Here is a 15,831-nt window from a genome sequence, read left to right as displayed (position 1 = left end):
AGCGTTCATCCTGAGCCAGGATCAAACTCTCCAATAAAGTTAGTTTGTCTAGCATCTAAAATAAAAATTGACGTTTCACGTTGTTTGTTTCGTTCAGTTTTCAAAGAACTACTTGGTCGCTCATTTGCGACTTCCTTATGTTAACATTTTCACCTTTCAATGTCAACTAAGTTTTTCAATTTCTTTTTTGTCGTTTTTTGCGTTTCCGCATCAGCGACGGTTATTAATTTATCATATAATATCTATCAACGTCAACACTTTTTAATAAAAAGTTCTTTTTCTTACATAACGAATACATTCCTCTGCATTAGCGACTCTTCGAAACAAACAAAAAATGATTTTATATCTTTCTTCCATCGCCTTTTTTACAACGTCATGAATACGTTCATCTTCAAAATCAAATAAAAGTTCTTCTAACTCTCTCTTCAATATGTATTCCATTTCTTTTTTCTCTTCTTTCGTTAACATAAACCCAAGCAAATCATCACCTCAATCATTTCTTCCAGAGCAATAAACATTAAGCCCATTTTCATTTAACAAAATCCTACCATCCATTATATCCACTACTTACGATATTAATCCCTTGTTCTCTTTTTTATATTTACAGCATATATGTAACTGAAAAGGATTGGACAAAGGGGCGTAATATTATGTTTTTCTTTTTTATTACGAGTAAAAGAAACTTTAAACACATTAGCTTAATAGTGATACTTTCCTTATTTACAGCATGGCTACTCTTTTTGAAAACATATTCACACGAGTCTGCTTTTTCAACCGCTACAGGACCTAAAGTTATTTACAAAGGCGACATCTCTAAAAAACAAGTTGCATTCACGTTTGATATTAGTTGGGGAGACAAAAAAGCAATTCCAATCCTTGATACACTTAAAGAAAGAGATATTAAGAATGCAACCTTCTTCCTTTCTGCTGCATGGGCAGAAAGACACCCTGATGTTGTTGAACGCATCATAAAAGATGGACATGAAATCGGTAGTATGGGTTATAATTACACGTCCTACACTTCTCTAGAGGCAAATGAAATACGAAGAGATCTTCTGCGAGCACAAGATGTTTTTACAAAACTCGGCGTGAAACAAATTAAACTATTGCGTCCACCTAGTGGAGACTTTAACAAGGCAACACTTAAAATAGCAGAATCACTCGGATACACTGTCGTTCATTGGAGTAATAACTCAAACGATTGGAAAAACCCTGGCGTAAACAATATCGTTTCCACCGTCTCTAATAATCTAAAAGGTGGAGATATCGTCTTATTACATGCATCCGATTCTGCTCTTCAAACAAATAAAGCTTTACCACTGCTTCTACAGAAATTAAAGAGTGACGGCTATGAACAAATATCCGTATCACAACTTATTTCCAACACAAGTACGAAAAGTAAAGATGTCCAATAATTTTTCACACATAAAAAGCTCTACTACCTTTCGTTCAGGTAATAGAGCTTTTTTTATCCCGATATTTTCATTCGTACAACTACCCTGCGTAAAAACTCTCTTAATTAGGCCGACTTACTCGTCTTTCCAATTAAACGATGTAATATAAGTAACTGATATGCATTACATAATAAAAGTGGTATCACCATTAAATATAACCAATCTGTATCATTAATTCGAAGTGCTGGTACCCACTCAAGAATTGTTACAACGACCATAAAGAACAAAGCTGGCACAAATGCCTTTTTATTCGTTTCCTTACTTTTTATATAAGCAACGATGGCACCAAACATAAATAACACACCAGCAACAAGTATGTTATTCCCTAATGAAACTTCCCCATTTGCAATCAATACCGATCTTAAATACACAAAATCAAATAAAACGAATGCAATAAAGAAGAGCTGGACTATATTCCATAAAGAAGACGATCGAAACATTCCCAGTCCAAAACGGTGGATTGTTAAATAAGCAAAGAACCCCATTTGACTTATCACACTAAAAATAAATCCTACACCCATCAACCAGAAGGAGACTGCCAAAATTTCCTTTCCGTCGAAATTTTGAAAAAATTTAGCGTACTTGTCCCACTCTAAAACAAATCCAATAATGACTGTACTAACCCCACCAAGAAACAACGTCGTAAAAAATAGTCGTACCCACTTGCGGCTATTCACAACACATCCCCCATTATCCTTATATTTCTAATTAAATTGTATCAATGACAATTTCAAAAAGCTAGCCATGTTCATGTATAAATTCCTTAAAGATATTTATATTAAAAAGAGAGAACTGTGCTGAAAGGAGTTCCAACTTATGAAACGGATGCTGCTCGTTTTGACTTCTTCTTTTCTATTTCTTGTACTTGTAGCATGTGCACAAGAAAAAGAAGCAAAGTCCGAACTTGATTATGATCAAACGAAGAAAATGATTGTTGATATTTTAAAAACCGATCAAGGTAAGAAAGCCATTCAAGATGTGTTAACTGATGAAAAAATGAAACAAGCACTCATACTAGATGAAACAGTAGTAAAGAAAACGATTGAAGATGCAATGGTATCCGATAAAGGGCAACAATTCTGGGAAAAGCTCTTTAAAGACCCTGAGTTCTCATCGAAATTCGCTAAAAGTATGGGAAAAGAACAAACAGCCTTAATGAAAACATTACTAAAAGACCCTGAATACCAAGCAGGCGTCATGGAAATTATGAAAAACCCTGAAGTAGAAAAAATGATGTTACAAACGATGAAGAGCAAAGAATACCGTCAATATTTACAACAAGTACTAACAGAAACTGCTGAAAGCCCACTCTTCCAAGCTAAGATGATTGATATTATTAGTAAAGGTGTCCAAAAAGCCGAAAAAAGTGGTTCTGATAAAAAGGAAGCCGGCGGTGAAGGTGGTTCCCAAGAAGGTAAAAAGGAACAGCAGTAAAAATAATAACGATAATAATGAGTGGACAATATATGTATCATCCACTCATTATTATTTTATTTTTGCGCAACAGTTGTTTTATCAATTACCGTTTCAGCTATTGTGCGATAAATAAGACCTGTCGTATGCGTATCTTCATATACTGACGGCGCAAAATCTTCTTTATTCCAATCAGGTTGTTGAAGCGGGATTCGGCCAAGTACTTCTGTTTGAAGTTCTGTAGCTAGTTTATCTCCTCCACCTCTTCCAAACACATATTCTTTTTCGCCAGTTGTTTTACTTTCAAAATAAGCCATATTCTCAACAACACCAAGAATACTATGTTCTGTACGTAAAGCCATTGCTCCAGCACGTGCTGCTACAAATGCCGCTGTTGGATGCGGTGTTGTGACAATAATCTCTTTACAAGCTGGTAGCATCGAATGTAAGTCTAGCGCAACATCACCTGTACCTGGTGGTAAATCTAAAACTAAATAATCTAAATCGCCCCATTCTACTTCTGTAAAGAAATGATTTAACATTTTCCCAAGCATAGGTCCTCTCCAAATAACCGGTGCATTATCTTCTACAAAGAACCCCATTGAGATTACCTTTACACCTAGACGCTCCACTGGAATGATTTTATCTCCTCTTACTACAGGGCGTTTTTCTATCCCCATCATATCAGGTACGCTAAAACCATAAATATCGGCATCAATGATACCAACTCTTTTCCCTAGACGAGCTAGAGCAATAGCAAGATTAACAGAAACTGTTGATTTCCCTACTCCACCTTTTCCACTCGCCACTGCTAAAAATGTCGTTTTCGAATTTGGTGACAATAAAGATTCAGTTTGCTCTTCTTCTTGTTCTGGTGCAAACTGAGCTAATTCCTCTTCTGTAAATTCTGCAAAGCGAAGCCCTACTGTTGCTGCTCCTAGTTCTTTCACTAACTTTACAATTCCAGATTGCAATTGCATTTGTTCCGCTGTACCGGTTTTTACGATTGCAATTTTAACACTTACATGTTCCTTCTCAGGCTTGACTGTCACCTCTTTAATTGCCCCTGTTTCTTTTAACGTTTTATGTAAAAACGGATCTACAATCCCTTCTAACGCTTCCACTACTTGCTCTTTCGTTACCATAATTAGCCCAGCCCCCTGTATGAAAAATAACATAATGTTAATTAAATATATCTCTCTTTACTTTTGAAATAAATGCGTTTACATTTCCAGTATAACATATTTTCGGAAAACTTCGTTAACGAGAGAAACGCAAAAAAATCCTCCTTATTCTGGAGGATTTCCTTTTTCCGTGAAATAACGTAATATACCACGATATACTGCAGCTGCTACCTTTTGCTGATATTTCTCCGAATTTAACATATACCTTTCATTTACATTCGATAAAAAGCCAGCTTCAATTAAAGCGCCTGGTGTTTTCGCATACTTTAATAAATACACATGAGAAATTGTTTTAGCAGAACGATTTGTATTCTCTAAACTCGTTCTCAACTCAGCTTGTATAAATTTCGCAGCACGTTCATTTTCAATTGAAGAACGGTAATAGAACGTTTGTGCGCCCTTCGATCCACTACTAGTTAAAGCATTTAAATGGATACTTGCAAAAAAGTCTACATCGGGTTTATTAATAATCTCTACACGTTTTTTTAAATCTTCTGCTTTACGTCTACTATATGACTTTGTATCTTTCTGGGCTAAATCATAATCTCCCTCACGCGTTAAAATAACTAGTGCACCTTGCTCTTGTAAATAATCTTGCACCTTCTTTGTGATCTCAAGCGTAATATCTTTTTCTACAATATCCTTGCCACCAACAGCCCCTCCGTCTGGTCCACCATGCCCAGCATCTAATACGATTACTTTCCCTGATAAGGGTAAATTCCAAGCTCGCCACGATTTTGTAATTTGAAATTCTTGTTTGACTAAAAAAAACAAAATAACCGCAGCGAGTGCAAAAGAGATAATTCGAATTCTCTTCATACCTTTCCTCCTCCAGCTAGTCCCTCTAATTACTTATATGGGACAAGAGGAAAGTTTATGCTTGTCTTAATGAAGCTTTAATCGATATCTTCTTTCACCTTTTTCATATCCTTCCTGCCACCATAAGCCGATAAACTGCTGGCAAGATTCAAAAAGTAATTCCTCATCTTGTAATTTAATTTCCCGCATAGTCATGCTCGTTAAAAATTGAAATAGTGTTTCCGTTAATTGTTGCTCTTCTTCTAAGGCCCTATATTTCACATCAAAGAACGATTCGCCATAATAGCCAAATTTACTATATCTCGCTCCTAATAAATACGATTCTATCCCTAATTCAATGCAGTAATCTTCATACTGACGATGAAGTTCCTGCATCTGAAAGGCATCTCTAATATTTGAACGTAATGTTTTTAATGATAATTCCCGCAGCATCTTCCGCTCATATTTCAACTGCTTTTCTTTTTGTTTTTCTTGTAAGCTGACAATGACATTCATAGTACTTATAAACCTCCCTAATACGTATTAGTCTAAACTTCTAAAGAAGAAGCATACGCGAGAGGATAGCACTAAAATATTCCAAACTACAAAAATTACAAAAGAGGAATGAAACATAAAAAAACCCCAACCAAAATGGTTGGGGTTTGTAGTTCGCAAAAATTAACGTTTTGAGAACTGAGGTGCACGACGTGCGCCTTTAAGACCGTATTTTTTACGCTCTTTCATACGTGCGTCACGAGTTAATAGACCTGCACGTTTTAGTGTTAGACGGTATTCTGGATCAGCTTTTAATAAAGCGCGAGAAATACCGTGACGAATAGCACCAGCTTGACCAGTGTATCCACCACCATTTACGTTTACAAGTACATCGTAGTTACCTAAAGTTTCTGTTGCAACTAGAGGTTGTTTCACTACTTCACGTAATGCAGCAAATGGGATATAGTTTTCAAAATCACGACCGTTAATGATAACGCGTCCTTCGCCTGGAACTAGGCGTACGCGCGCTACTGAACTCTTACGACGTCCAGTGCCATAGTATTGAACCTGTGCCAAAGTAAGCCCTCCTTTAATTGATTATCCGCGAAGTTCGTAAACTTCTGGTTTTTGTGCTTGGTGTGGATGCTCTGCTCCAGCATACACGTTTAGTTTCTTAGAAACTTGACGGCCTAAGCGTCCTTTTGGAAGCATGCCTTTAATTGCAAGCTCTAACATTTGTACAGGGTAGTTTGTACGCATTTCAAGAGCTGTTCTTTGTTTAAGTCCACCTGGGTGGTTAGTGTGACGGTAGTAAATTTTATCGTTTAATTTATTACCTGTTAAATGAATTTTCTCAGCGTTAATAATAATTACATGATCACCCGTGTCAACGTGTGGTGTAAATGTAGGTTTGTTTTTACCACGTAAAATGGATGCTACTTCACTAGCAAGGCGACCTAAAGTTTGACCTTCAGCATCAACCACATACCATTTACGCTCAACTTCGTTAGCTTTTGCCATAAAAGTCGTACGCATGTGTTTCCCTCCTCGTTATCTTTTCCATAGAAAAAATCTATTGTTTATCTTAAACACGATTTCCTTCCGGGGCTAATCGTGGTTTTAGAAACAATACCATATGTTATGATATACTTTTGAGTTTCTAATGTCAAGCAAATGTTACACCAGGATTAGTTGTTATAGTTTACCTGCCATAAATAAAGCCCATGACCAGGAGCCATCTTTCCAGCAAACTGACGATTTTGTTTCGCTAAAATCTCTGGAATGCTATCCGGATCAAGCTTTCCTTGCCCTACGCTCAGTAACGTACCAACAATAATCCTGACCATATTATATAAAAATCCATTACCTACAAAACGAAAAATTAATTCGTCGTCCTGCTCAATTAGCTCGATTTCATAAATTGTTCTCACTTTATCTTTTTTGTCAGTTTTTGCCGAACAAAAAGAAGTGAAATCATGCGTTCCAATAAAATAAGGGATCGCTTTTCTTATAGCGTTTATTTCGAGCGGATATGGATATTGATATACGTAATTTCTACGGAATACATCCGCAGTCTTTGATAATAATACACGATAACGATATTCTTTTCTCTCGACACCGTAACGTGCGTGAAATTCTTCTGTTTTTTTCTCTACCTGTGTGATAACAATATCATCTGGTAACATTGTGTTTAATGCATTGTTCCATTGCCACTCTTCAAGAGACAACGGTGTATCAAAGTGTATCACTTGTCCTTTAGCATGAACAGTAGAATCTGTTCTGCCCGATGCCTGAACACGGACAAGTTCCCCTTTATGCAATTTCTGTAAAGCTTTCTCTATTTCTTGTTGAACAGTACGATGCTGCGGTTGAATTTGATAACCACAAAAATGCATGCCATCATATGCAACCGTACATTTTATTCTATCCATTTCTTTATTCTCCATTACGATCGCACCCATGCCAAAATACAAGCTAAACAAAGTAAGCTTATAATTGTTACTGTATCGCTTGTTTTCCAGCGTAGTTGCCTGAATTTAGTACGTCCTTCGCCACTTTGATATCCACGGGCTTCCATAGCAATTGCTAAGTCCTCTGCACGCTTAAAAGCACTGATGAATAGAGGAACGAGTAGTGAAATGATAGCTTTCATCCTATCTTTTATCGGTCCCCCTGCAAAATCAATACCACGTGACGATTGTGCCTTCATTATTTTACTCGTTTCATCCATTAATGTCGGGATAAAACGAAGAGAAATTGACATCATTAATGCGATTTCATGAACAGGAACTTTTATACGCTTCAACGGCTTTAATAACGTCTCCAAACCATCTGTAATCTCAATAGGTGTCGTCGTTAACGTTAATAATGTCGTCATTAAAATAATAACGAAGAATCGTATAGAAATGTATATTCCTTGCTCTAATCCTTTTTCATGTATCGAAAACCAACCAAGCTGGAATAGTACTTCCCCTTCTTTATTTGTTAAAATATGCAGGAAAAATGTAAAAAGAAAAATCCATAGAATTGGTTTTAAGCCCGAAAGTACATAACGAATCGGCACTTTTGCAAAAAATAAAGCAATGAGTGCATATAAAAATAAAAATCCATATGAAATCGCATTATTTGCTAAGAAAACAACAAATACATATAAAAAGACAATCAGCAGCTTCGTACGTGGATCAAGTTGATGAATAAGAGAATTCCCTGGAATATATCTTCCAATAATCAACTGCTGCATGATTCATGACCACCTTTTCGTAACACCTGCACAACTTCATGAGTAAGATCCTCTAAAGATAAGGTAGCCTTTGGGATTGAAATGCCAAACTTCTCTTCAATTGCACGTTTATACTTTAAAGACATAGGAAGATCCACGCCAATTTTCTCTAGTTCATCAGCATGTGAAAATACTTCCTCTGCACTTCCTTGCAAAAAGACCGTTCCTTTATGCATGACTACAATCTGCTCGGCATATTTAGCAGCATCCTCCATATTATGCGTTACAAGGATAACTGTAAGGCCTTTCTCCTTATGTAGCTTATAAAACATCTCCATAAGTTCATTTTGCCCTTTTGGATCTAGTCCTGCTGTAGGTTCATCTAATACAAGCACTTCGGGTTCCATCGCTAATACACCTGCTATCGCAACACGCCTCATTTGCCCACCACTTAACTCAAATGGTGAACGTACTAACAGTTCTGGTTCTAACCCTACAAGTTGAATTGCCTCTCTTGCCTTTTGCTTCGCTTCTTCTACAGATACACCAAAATTAGTAGGTCCGAAGCAAATATCTTTCTCCACAGTCTCTTCAAACAACTGATGTTCTGGGAATTGAAAGACAACACCTACCTTTTTACGTAGTGGCTTTAGCTTTTTTTCTTTCTTTCCTGCCGAAATGAAATGTTCACCAATTTGAACTGTGCCATTTGTCGGCTGCAATAAACCATTTAAATGTTGAATCATCGTCGACTTACCTGAACCAGTATGACCGATAATGGCATAATAGCCCCCACTTGGAAACGACACGTCTACATCATAAAGTGCGCGTCTTTCAAATGGAGTTTTATATTGATAACGATGTTCTACTTTTTGGAATGTAATCTCCAAAGTTCGTTCACCAAGCTTTCCATTGTAAGATGCGTATTTTGCAAGAGAATTTCATTTCTTTTTAATAATTCTGCTATTTTCACTGAAAATGGTACATCTAATCCAATTTCTTGGAGCATATGAGAGGACTTGAAAATTTGTTCTGGAGTCCCTTCCTCTAATATCTCTCCCTTATTTAAAATAATGACACGGTCTGACTGTGCCGCTTCTTCTAAATCGTGCGTAATTGATAACACGGTAATACCTTTTTCATTAACAAGTTGTCTAACCGTTTCTACCACTTCACGTCTCCCTTGAGGGTCTAGCATTGACGTTGCTTCATCTAATATCAAAATAGACGGCTGAAGTGCTAAAACGCCTGCTATTGCTACTCGCTGCTTTTGCCCACCAGATAACGAATGTGGCTCATCATTAAGAAAATCTTCCATACGGACTAGTCGTAAGGCCTGATCTAATCTTTCTACCATTTGCTCTCTTGGCATTCCGATATTCTCTAAACCAAAGACAACGTCATCTTGCACTGTCGTTCCAACAAATTGATTATCTGGATTTTGAAATACCATCCCAATTTGTTTTCGAACATCCCATACCGTTTCCTCTGACAAAACCATTGTATCATTTACTGTAATTGTCCCTGCTTCCGGCAAAAACAAACCATTCAATAATTTTGCAAGTGTAGACTTCCCAGAACCGTTTTGTCCAATAACAGATACCCATTCTCCTTCATATAAGGAGAATGAAACATCTTTTAATGCATAAGTGGCTGCACCAGGATATTGAAATGATATATTTTCTGTCCGAAGTTTCTCTTTTTTCAATACAAGGCACCCTTTCCTTCGCCAAGTAAGCCTATTTTTATATTTAAAAAAAAGGGCCATGACCAGTTTCTTGAAAAGAACTGTCCTGCCCTTTTAATTATCATTATACTAACTCGATAATTACCATTGGTGCTGCGTCTCCGCGACGTGGACCAATTTTTGCAATACGAGTGTATCCGCCTTGGCGCTCAGCATAGCGTGGAGCTACATCAGCGAATAGTTTTTGAAGTGCATCTTGACCAGTCTCAGCGTTAGCTACTTCATTGCGAATGAAAGCTGCTGCTTGACGACGAGCATGAAGATCTCCGCGTTTACCTAAAGTGATCATTTTTTCCACTACAGAACGAAGTTCTTTTGCACGAGTTTCTGTCGTTTGGATGCGCTCGTTGATAATTAAATCAGTAGCTAAGTCACGTAACATAGCTTTACGTTGCGCACTTGTACGGCCTAATTTTCTGTATGCCATTCGTAGTTCCCTCCTTTGTTGATGGGTTTAAATCCTCAGTCGTCTTTACGTAAACCTAAACCTAATTCCTCAAGTTTATGTTTAACTTCTTCTAAGGATTTACGTCCTAAGTTACGAACTTTCATCATATCTTCTTCTGTTTTGTTCGCAAGCTCTTGTACAGTATTAATTCCTGCACGTTTTAGGCAATTATAAGAACGAACAGAAAGGTCTAGTTCTTCGATAGTCATCTCAAGAACTTTCTCTTTTTGATCTTCTTCCTTCTCGACCATAATCTCAGCATTTTGTGCTTCATCAGTTAAACCAACAAAGATATTTAAATGCTCAGTTAAGATTTTGGCACCTAAAGAGATAGCTTCTTTTGGCCCGATGCTTCCATCCGTCCATACATCAAGCGTAAGCTTATCATAATTAGCCACTTGTCCGACACGTGTCTTTTCCACTTGGTAAGTCACACGTGATACTGGAGTATAAATAGAATCAATAGGAATTACTCCTATTGGTTGATCTTCGCTTTTATTTGCATCAGCTGGCGTATACCCACGGCCACGCTTTGCAGTTAAACGCACGCGGAAATGCGCATCTTTTGCTAACGTTGCAATGTGTAAATCTGGATTTAAGATTTCTACATCACTATCGTGAGTAATATCAGCAGCTGTGACAATACCTTCGCCCTGCACATCAATTTCCAACGTCTTCTCTTCTTCAGAGTAGATTTTAAGAGCTAACTTTTTCAAGTTTAAGATGATCGTTGTAACGTCTTCTACTACGCCCTCAACTGTTGAAAATTCATGTAATACGCCATCGATTTGGATAGCAGTAACAGCGGCACCAGGGAGTGAAGATAAAAGAATACGACGTAAGGAGTTACCCAACGTAGTACCATATCCACGCTCAAGCGGTTCAATTACGAATTTACCATATTTAGCATCTTCGTTAAGTTCAACCGTTTCGATTTTCGGCTTTTCGATTTCAATCATTAACTAAACCCTCCTTCAAAACGTCGAAACCCCGGTTAAACAAAGGTATAACCTCTGTCTAACCGAAAGTCCCCCTTAGGCAGTTCCCGATTGTGCACAACAAGCGATGTTTCTGTACGAAATTTCTCGATAATGCATCATATCCATTATAGACAAAAGGGAAAATTCTATACAGAAAAATTACACACGACGACGTTTTGGTGGACGACATCCATTATGAGGAACTGGAGTAACATCTCTAATTGCTGTTACTTCTAGACCTGCAGCTTGAAGAGCACGAATTGCAGCTTCACGACCAGCACCAGGACCTTTAACAGTAACCTCTAAAGTTTTTAAACCGTGCTCCATTGCAGCTTTAGCAGCAGTTTCAGCAGCCATTTGCGCAGCGAATGGCGTAGATTTACGAGATCCACGGAAACCAAGTGCACCAGCACTAGACCAAGAAAGCGCGTTACCGTGAGTATCTGTAAGTGTTACGATTGTGTTGTTGAAAGTAGAACGAATATGAGCTACACCAGCTTCAATATTCTTTTTCACACGTTTTTTACGAGTGTTTGTTTTACGTGCCATTGTTAGTTCAACCTCCTTTACTTATTATTTCTTTTTATTTGCTACTGTACGACGTGGACCTTTACGTGTACGAGCATTGTTTTTAGAGTTTTGACCACGAACTGGTAAACCACGACGGTGACGAAGACCACGGTAAGAACCGATCTCCATTAGACGTTTGATGTTAAGAGATACTTCACGACGAAGATCTCCCTCAACTTTAATACGATCGATGATATCACGGATACGTCCTAATTCGTCTTCCGTTAAATCACGAACTCGTGTTTCTTCAGAAACACCAGCTTCAGCAAGAATTTTTTCAGCAGTTGTGCGACCAATGCCGAATACGTAAGTTAAAGAAATAACAACGCGTTTGTCACGAGGAATATCTACACCTGCGATACGTGCCATTCCGAATGCACCTCCTTCTGATTAACCTTGTTTTTGTTTATGTTTAGGGTTTTCACAAATAACCATTACTTTTCCACGTCTACGAATAACTTTACATTTTTCGCAGATTGGTTTAACTGACGGTCTTACTTTCATGTCTCGAACCTCCTTAAAGATTACGGAGTGCTATATTATTTAAAACGGTACGTAATACGACCACGATTTAAATCGTACGGAGATAATTCTACCGTAACTTTGTCTCCTGGTAAAATACGAATGAAGTTCATACGGATTTTACCAGAAACGTGAGCCAATACGACATGCCCATTCTCTAATTCTACTTTGAACATAGCATTTGGCAACGTTTCAAGAACGGTACCTTCGACTTCAATTACATCATCTTTAGCCATTCAATAGTTCTCCCTTCTTCAAATCAGTAACATTTTACACTGCTCTGAAATCCCGGAGAGCCAGCTACTTATAAAGTGGTAAGGATTTCGTATCCTGCTTCTGTAAGAGCAATCGTGTGCTCAAAATGGGCACACCATTTACCATCTACCGTTACCACTGTCCAGTCATCAGATAGTGTTTTTACATATCGTCTTCCTTGATTCACCATCGGCTCAACACAGATGACCATTCCCGGCTTTAATCTAGGGCCTCTATTTGGTGGACCATAGTGCGGGATTTGAGGGTCCTCATGTAAGTCTTGCCCGATTCCGTGACCAACATACTCCCTAACGATCGAGAATCCATTCTCTTCAGCATGGGTTTGAACCGCATGTGAGATATTTGATAATCTCTCGCCTGGTTTTACTTGTTCTAGACCAAGATACAACGATTTTTCTGTGACATCAAGTAGCTTTTGAACAGATTCAGAAATGTTTCCAACTGGATACGTCCATGCAGAATCTCCATGGTACCCATTGTATTTCGCACCAATATCGATACTGATGATATCGCCCTCTTTGAGCTTGCGCTTCCCTGGAATTCCGTGTACAAGCTCTTCATTTACAGAAGCACATATGCTCCCCGGAAATCCGTTGTATCCTTTAAAAGATGGCGTAGCACCATATTTTTGAATCGTCTTTTCCGCTATTTGATCGAGCTCTTTCGTTGTAATTCCTGGAGTAATGTGCTGTTTTAACTCTTGATGAGTCAAAGCAACGATCCTGCCCGCTTCTCGCATGATTTCTATCTCGCGAGGAGTTTTGCAGATTATCATTACGCTAAGCCTCCGATGAGAACATCGATATCAGCAAATACTTTATTGATATCTTGCTCACCATTAATGCTTTGTAAGTAACCAAGCTCCTCGTAGAAATCAAGCAAAGGTTTAGTTTGCTTAATATTTACATCTAAGCGATTTGCTACAGTTTCTTCATTGTCATCAGAGCGTTGATATAACTCGCCACCACATTTATCGCACACGTCAGCTTTTGCAGGCGGATTGAATTCTAAGTGGTAAGTCGCACCGCACTCTTTACAAATGCGACGGCCTGTAAGGCGTTTTAATAACAATCCTGAATCCACATTAATGTTTAAAACATAGTCGATTTTTTTGCCAAGATCTTTCATAATCTCTTCAAGAGCTGATGCTTGTGCAACAGTTCGTGGGAAACCGTCTAATAAGAAGCCTCTTACGCAGTCTTCTTGACTTAAACGTTCACGAACGATTCCGATTGTAACTTCATCTGGAACAAGTGCCCCTTTATCAATAAAGGATTTTGCTTGTAAACCCATTTCAGTTTCAGCCTTCATAGCTGCACGGAACATATCTCCTGTTGAGATGTGAGGGATGTTATACTTGGCAACAATCTGTTCGGCTTGTGTACCTTTACCAGCACCAGGAAGCCCCATTAAAATTAAGTTCATCCTTGTTCCCCCTCAGAGTACATGAGCATGTAGGGAAGACAATACTTCCCACTTACTCACTGCTTGATAAACCCTTTGTAATGGCGTTTTACCAGTTGGCTTTCTAGTTGCTTCATTGTTTCTAAAGCAACGCCGACAACGATTAACATACTCGTTCCACCGATCTGTGCAGATGGAGGAAGATTTCCCAGCTTCGTAAAGATAACTGGTAAGATTGCAATCGCTGCTAGGAAAATTGATCCTACAAAGGTCAAACGATACAAGATTTTTGTTAGATATTGTTCTGTATTCTTACCCGGACGAATACCTGGAACATATCCACCTTGTTTGTTTAGATTCTCTGACATTTGCTCTGGATTAACCTGAACAAACGCATAGAAATATGTGAAGGCTACAATGAGCGCAACATATATGATCATTCCCACTGGGTGAGAATAGTTAAAGTTTGCAATAATCCACTGCGATACATCATGTTTCGGGAAGAACTGTGCAATAGTCGGAGGAGTAATTAAGAATGAAACAGCAAAAATTACTGGAATAACACCAGCACTATTTACCTTAAGCGGTAAATGTGTGTTTTGTGCTCCAGCATAACCACCATTTCCTCCTGTTACACGCTTCGCATATTGAATTGGGATCTTCCTAACAGCCTGTTGAATGAAAATAACACCCACAATAACTGCTAGCACAGCTAGTAAAATCAACGCAACTTTAACGATACTCATGAACAATTGATCTCCGATATTTTGAAACTGTTGCTGATACACTTGAGATATAACACTTGGGATCGCTGCGGCAATACCACCAAAGATAAGAATGGAAATACCATTACCTACACCTTTAGCTGTAATCTGTTCACCTAACCACATTAAAAATGCAGTACCAGCAGTCAGTACCGTAGCAATGTATAAATAAGTGCTCCAACCAGGATTCAAAATTAATTGTCCACCTACCATACCGTTAAAACCGATTGACATACCAAACCCCTGAATAAACGCAAGAACAATTGTAAAATAACGCGTGAATTGCGTTAGTTTACGACGGCCCATTTCACCTTGCTTCGCCCATTCCGAAAATTTAGGAACAACATCCATCTGCAATAATTGCACGATGATGGATGCTGTAATATACGGCATGATTCCCATCGCAAAGATGGAGAAGTTTTTCAAGGCTCCACCGCCAAATGTATTTAGAATACCTAAAGCATTTAATTGATCTTGTGCCTTCAGTACGTCTCCATTTGTAAATGGCACGGGGATAAACGTGCCAATCCTGAATACGATTAACATCGCTAAAGTGAATAATATTTTACGTCTTATCTCAGCAACGCGCATAAAGTTGGAGATTGTACGAAACATTAGATCACCTCAACTGATCCGCCAGCTGCTTCAATTGCTTCTTTAGCACTTGAAGAGAACTTGTGCGCTTTAACAGTTAGTTTTTTCTCTACTGCGCCGCTTGCAAGAATTTTAACACCGTCGTTTAATTTGCTGATAACGCCAGTTTCCAGCAATAATTCAGGTGTTACTTCTGTACCATCTTCAAAACGATTTAACGTTGATAAGTTTACAATAGCAAACTCTTTACGGTTAATGTTTGTGAAGCCGCGTTTTGGTAAACGACGGAATAATGGAGTTTGACCACCTTCGAAGCCAAGACGAACACCGCCGCCAGAACGTGCGTTTTGTCCTTTATGACCTTTACCAGCAGTTTTACCGTTACCAGAACCGATACCACGACCGACACGGTTACGTACTTTACGAGAACCTTCTGCAGGTTTTAATTCATGAAGTTTCATTC

At 38.3% G+C, this 15,831-nt stretch carries 23 protein-coding genes; 2 read left to right on the top strand and 21 right to left on the bottom strand.

Translation table 11 applies throughout. The features are described from left to right. Positions 1-261: 261 nt before the first annotated feature. Positions 262-480: a hypothetical protein gene (locus ACTFRN_RS26355; RefSeq protein WP_000900296.1), complete on the bottom strand. Its 219-nt coding sequence runs from the start codon at positions 478-480 to the stop codon at positions 262-264. Between the two features lie 170 nt (positions 481-650). Here ACTFRN_RS26355 and pdaB point away from each other — a divergent pair, with 170 nt between their 5' ends. Then, positions 651-1,415, top strand: coding sequence for a polysaccharide deacetylase family sporulation protein PdaB (gene pdaB, locus ACTFRN_RS26350; RefSeq protein ID WP_000464702.1), 765 nt, complete (start codon positions 651-653; stop codon positions 1,413-1,415). 104 nt (positions 1,416-1,519) lie between these two features. Here the strand turns inward: pdaB and kbaA are convergent, their stop codons facing one another. Further along, a complete protein-coding gene (kbaA, locus tag ACTFRN_RS26345) occupies positions 1,520-2,131 on the bottom strand; it encodes a KinB signaling pathway activation protein KbaA (RefSeq protein ID WP_001088517.1) in 612 nt (203 codons plus the stop codon). Positions 2,132-2,270: 139 nt separating this feature from the next. Between kbaA and gerD the strand changes: the two genes are divergently transcribed. Continuing rightward, entirely contained in the window at positions 2,271-2,888 is a 618-nt protein-coding gene (gene gerD / locus ACTFRN_RS26340; protein WP_000827521.1) for a spore germination protein GerD, read from the top strand. 56 nt (positions 2,889-2,944) lie between these two features. On the opposite strand, the gene ACTFRN_RS26335 is transcribed toward gerD, so the two are convergent. From ACTFRN_RS26335 to rplO, 19 genes are all read right to left on the bottom strand, one after another. Next, complete coding sequence (locus tag ACTFRN_RS26335; protein ID WP_000256611.1) at positions 2,945-4,012, bottom strand: Mrp/NBP35 family ATP-binding protein; 1,068 nt, start codon at positions 4,010-4,012, stop codon at positions 2,945-2,947. A 144-nt stretch (positions 4,013-4,156) separates the two neighbouring features. Beyond that, a complete protein-coding gene (gene cwlD / locus ACTFRN_RS26330) occupies positions 4,157-4,870 on the bottom strand; it encodes an N-acetylmuramoyl-L-alanine amidase CwlD (protein ID WP_000822436.1) in 714 nt (237 codons plus the stop codon). A gap of 66 nt (positions 4,871-4,936) precedes the next feature. Beyond that, on the bottom strand, positions 4,937-5,365 hold the full coding sequence (locus tag ACTFRN_RS26325; protein ID WP_001101006.1) for a YbaK family protein: 429 nt from the start codon (positions 5,363-5,365) through the stop codon (positions 4,937-4,939). Between the two features lie 162 nt (positions 5,366-5,527). After that, the gene (gene rpsI / locus ACTFRN_RS26320) at positions 5,528-5,920 is read right to left on the bottom strand and encodes a 30S ribosomal protein S9 (protein WP_000079986.1); all 393 of its coding nucleotides are present in this window, start codon (positions 5,918-5,920) and stop codon (positions 5,528-5,530) included. A gap of 21 nt (positions 5,921-5,941) precedes the next feature. Beyond that, positions 5,942-6,379: a 50S ribosomal protein L13 gene (gene rplM, locus ACTFRN_RS26315; RefSeq protein ID WP_001260793.1), complete on the bottom strand. Its 438-nt coding sequence runs from the start codon at positions 6,377-6,379 to the stop codon at positions 5,942-5,944. A 152-nt stretch (positions 6,380-6,531) separates the two neighbouring features. Next, the gene (gene truA, locus ACTFRN_RS26310) at positions 6,532-7,275 is read right to left on the bottom strand and encodes a tRNA pseudouridine(38-40) synthase TruA (RefSeq protein ID WP_011039908.1); all 744 of its coding nucleotides are present in this window, start codon (positions 7,273-7,275) and stop codon (positions 6,532-6,534) included. Positions 7,276-7,289: 14 nt separating this feature from the next. Continuing rightward, positions 7,290-8,084, bottom strand: coding sequence for an energy-coupling factor transporter transmembrane component T family protein (locus tag ACTFRN_RS26305; protein ID WP_001186536.1), 795 nt, complete (start codon positions 8,082-8,084; stop codon positions 7,290-7,292). Next, on the bottom strand, positions 8,072-8,953 hold the full coding sequence (locus ACTFRN_RS26300) for an energy-coupling factor ABC transporter ATP-binding protein (RefSeq protein WP_000406520.1): 882 nt from the start codon (positions 8,951-8,953) through the stop codon (positions 8,072-8,074). The genes ACTFRN_RS26305 and ACTFRN_RS26300 overlap by 13 nt, the downstream gene beginning before the upstream one ends. After that, a complete protein-coding gene (locus ACTFRN_RS26295; protein WP_000711783.1) occupies positions 8,929-9,771 on the bottom strand; it encodes an energy-coupling factor ABC transporter ATP-binding protein in 843 nt (280 codons plus the stop codon). The genes ACTFRN_RS26300 and ACTFRN_RS26295 overlap by 25 nt, the downstream gene beginning before the upstream one ends. Before the next feature lie 103 nt (positions 9,772-9,874). Beyond that, the gene (gene rplQ / locus ACTFRN_RS26290; RefSeq protein WP_000331490.1) at positions 9,875-10,237 is read right to left on the bottom strand and encodes a 50S ribosomal protein L17; all 363 of its coding nucleotides are present in this window, start codon (positions 10,235-10,237) and stop codon (positions 9,875-9,877) included. A 35-nt stretch (positions 10,238-10,272) separates the two neighbouring features. Next, positions 10,273-11,217 carry a DNA-directed RNA polymerase subunit alpha gene (locus ACTFRN_RS26285; RefSeq protein WP_000569643.1) on the bottom strand — a complete coding sequence of 315 codons (945 nt, stop codon included), beginning with the start codon at positions 11,215-11,217 and terminating at the stop codon, positions 10,273-10,275. Positions 11,218-11,397: 180 nt separating this feature from the next. Continuing rightward, entirely contained in the window at positions 11,398-11,787 is a 390-nt protein-coding gene (gene rpsK / locus ACTFRN_RS26280) for a 30S ribosomal protein S11 (RefSeq protein WP_000101799.1), read from the bottom strand. 24 nt (positions 11,788-11,811) lie between these two features. Beyond that, the gene (gene rpsM / locus ACTFRN_RS26275; RefSeq protein WP_000090789.1) at positions 11,812-12,177 is read right to left on the bottom strand and encodes a 30S ribosomal protein S13; all 366 of its coding nucleotides are present in this window, start codon (positions 12,175-12,177) and stop codon (positions 11,812-11,814) included. Between the two features lie 21 nt (positions 12,178-12,198). Then, a complete protein-coding gene (gene rpmJ, locus ACTFRN_RS26270) occupies positions 12,199-12,312 on the bottom strand; it encodes a 50S ribosomal protein L36 (protein ID WP_000868344.1) in 114 nt (37 codons plus the stop codon). 35 nt (positions 12,313-12,347) lie between these two features. Continuing rightward, a complete protein-coding gene (gene infA, locus ACTFRN_RS26265; RefSeq protein WP_001029884.1) occupies positions 12,348-12,566 on the bottom strand; it encodes a translation initiation factor IF-1 in 219 nt (72 codons plus the stop codon). 68 nt (positions 12,567-12,634) lie between these two features. Next, entirely contained in the window at positions 12,635-13,381 is a 747-nt protein-coding gene (gene map, locus ACTFRN_RS26260; protein ID WP_000582539.1) for a type I methionyl aminopeptidase, read from the bottom strand. Further along, positions 13,381-14,031: an adenylate kinase gene (locus ACTFRN_RS26255; protein ID WP_001048996.1), complete on the bottom strand. Its 651-nt coding sequence runs from the start codon at positions 14,029-14,031 to the stop codon at positions 13,381-13,383. The genes map and ACTFRN_RS26255 overlap by 1 nt, the downstream gene beginning before the upstream one ends. Before the next feature lie 56 nt (positions 14,032-14,087). After that, positions 14,088-15,389, bottom strand: a complete 1,302-nt coding sequence (gene secY / locus ACTFRN_RS26250) for a preprotein translocase subunit SecY (RefSeq protein ID WP_000490114.1) — start codon at positions 15,387-15,389, stop codon at positions 14,088-14,090. Next, positions 15,389-15,829, bottom strand: coding sequence for a 50S ribosomal protein L15 (rplO, locus tag ACTFRN_RS26245; protein WP_000766080.1), 441 nt, complete (start codon positions 15,827-15,829; stop codon positions 15,389-15,391). The genes secY and rplO overlap by 1 nt, the downstream gene beginning before the upstream one ends. Positions 15,830-15,831 lie beyond the last annotated feature (2 nt).

The organism is Bacillus cereus group sp. MYBK245-2 (assembly GCF_051916145.1).
GTDB classification, from domain to species: domain Bacteria; phylum Bacillota; class Bacilli; order Bacillales; family Bacillaceae_G; genus Bacillus_A; species Bacillus_A pacificus.
The sequence above is the reverse complement of the archived record's forward strand: the minus strand, read 5'-3'. Positions and strand labels throughout refer to the sequence as shown.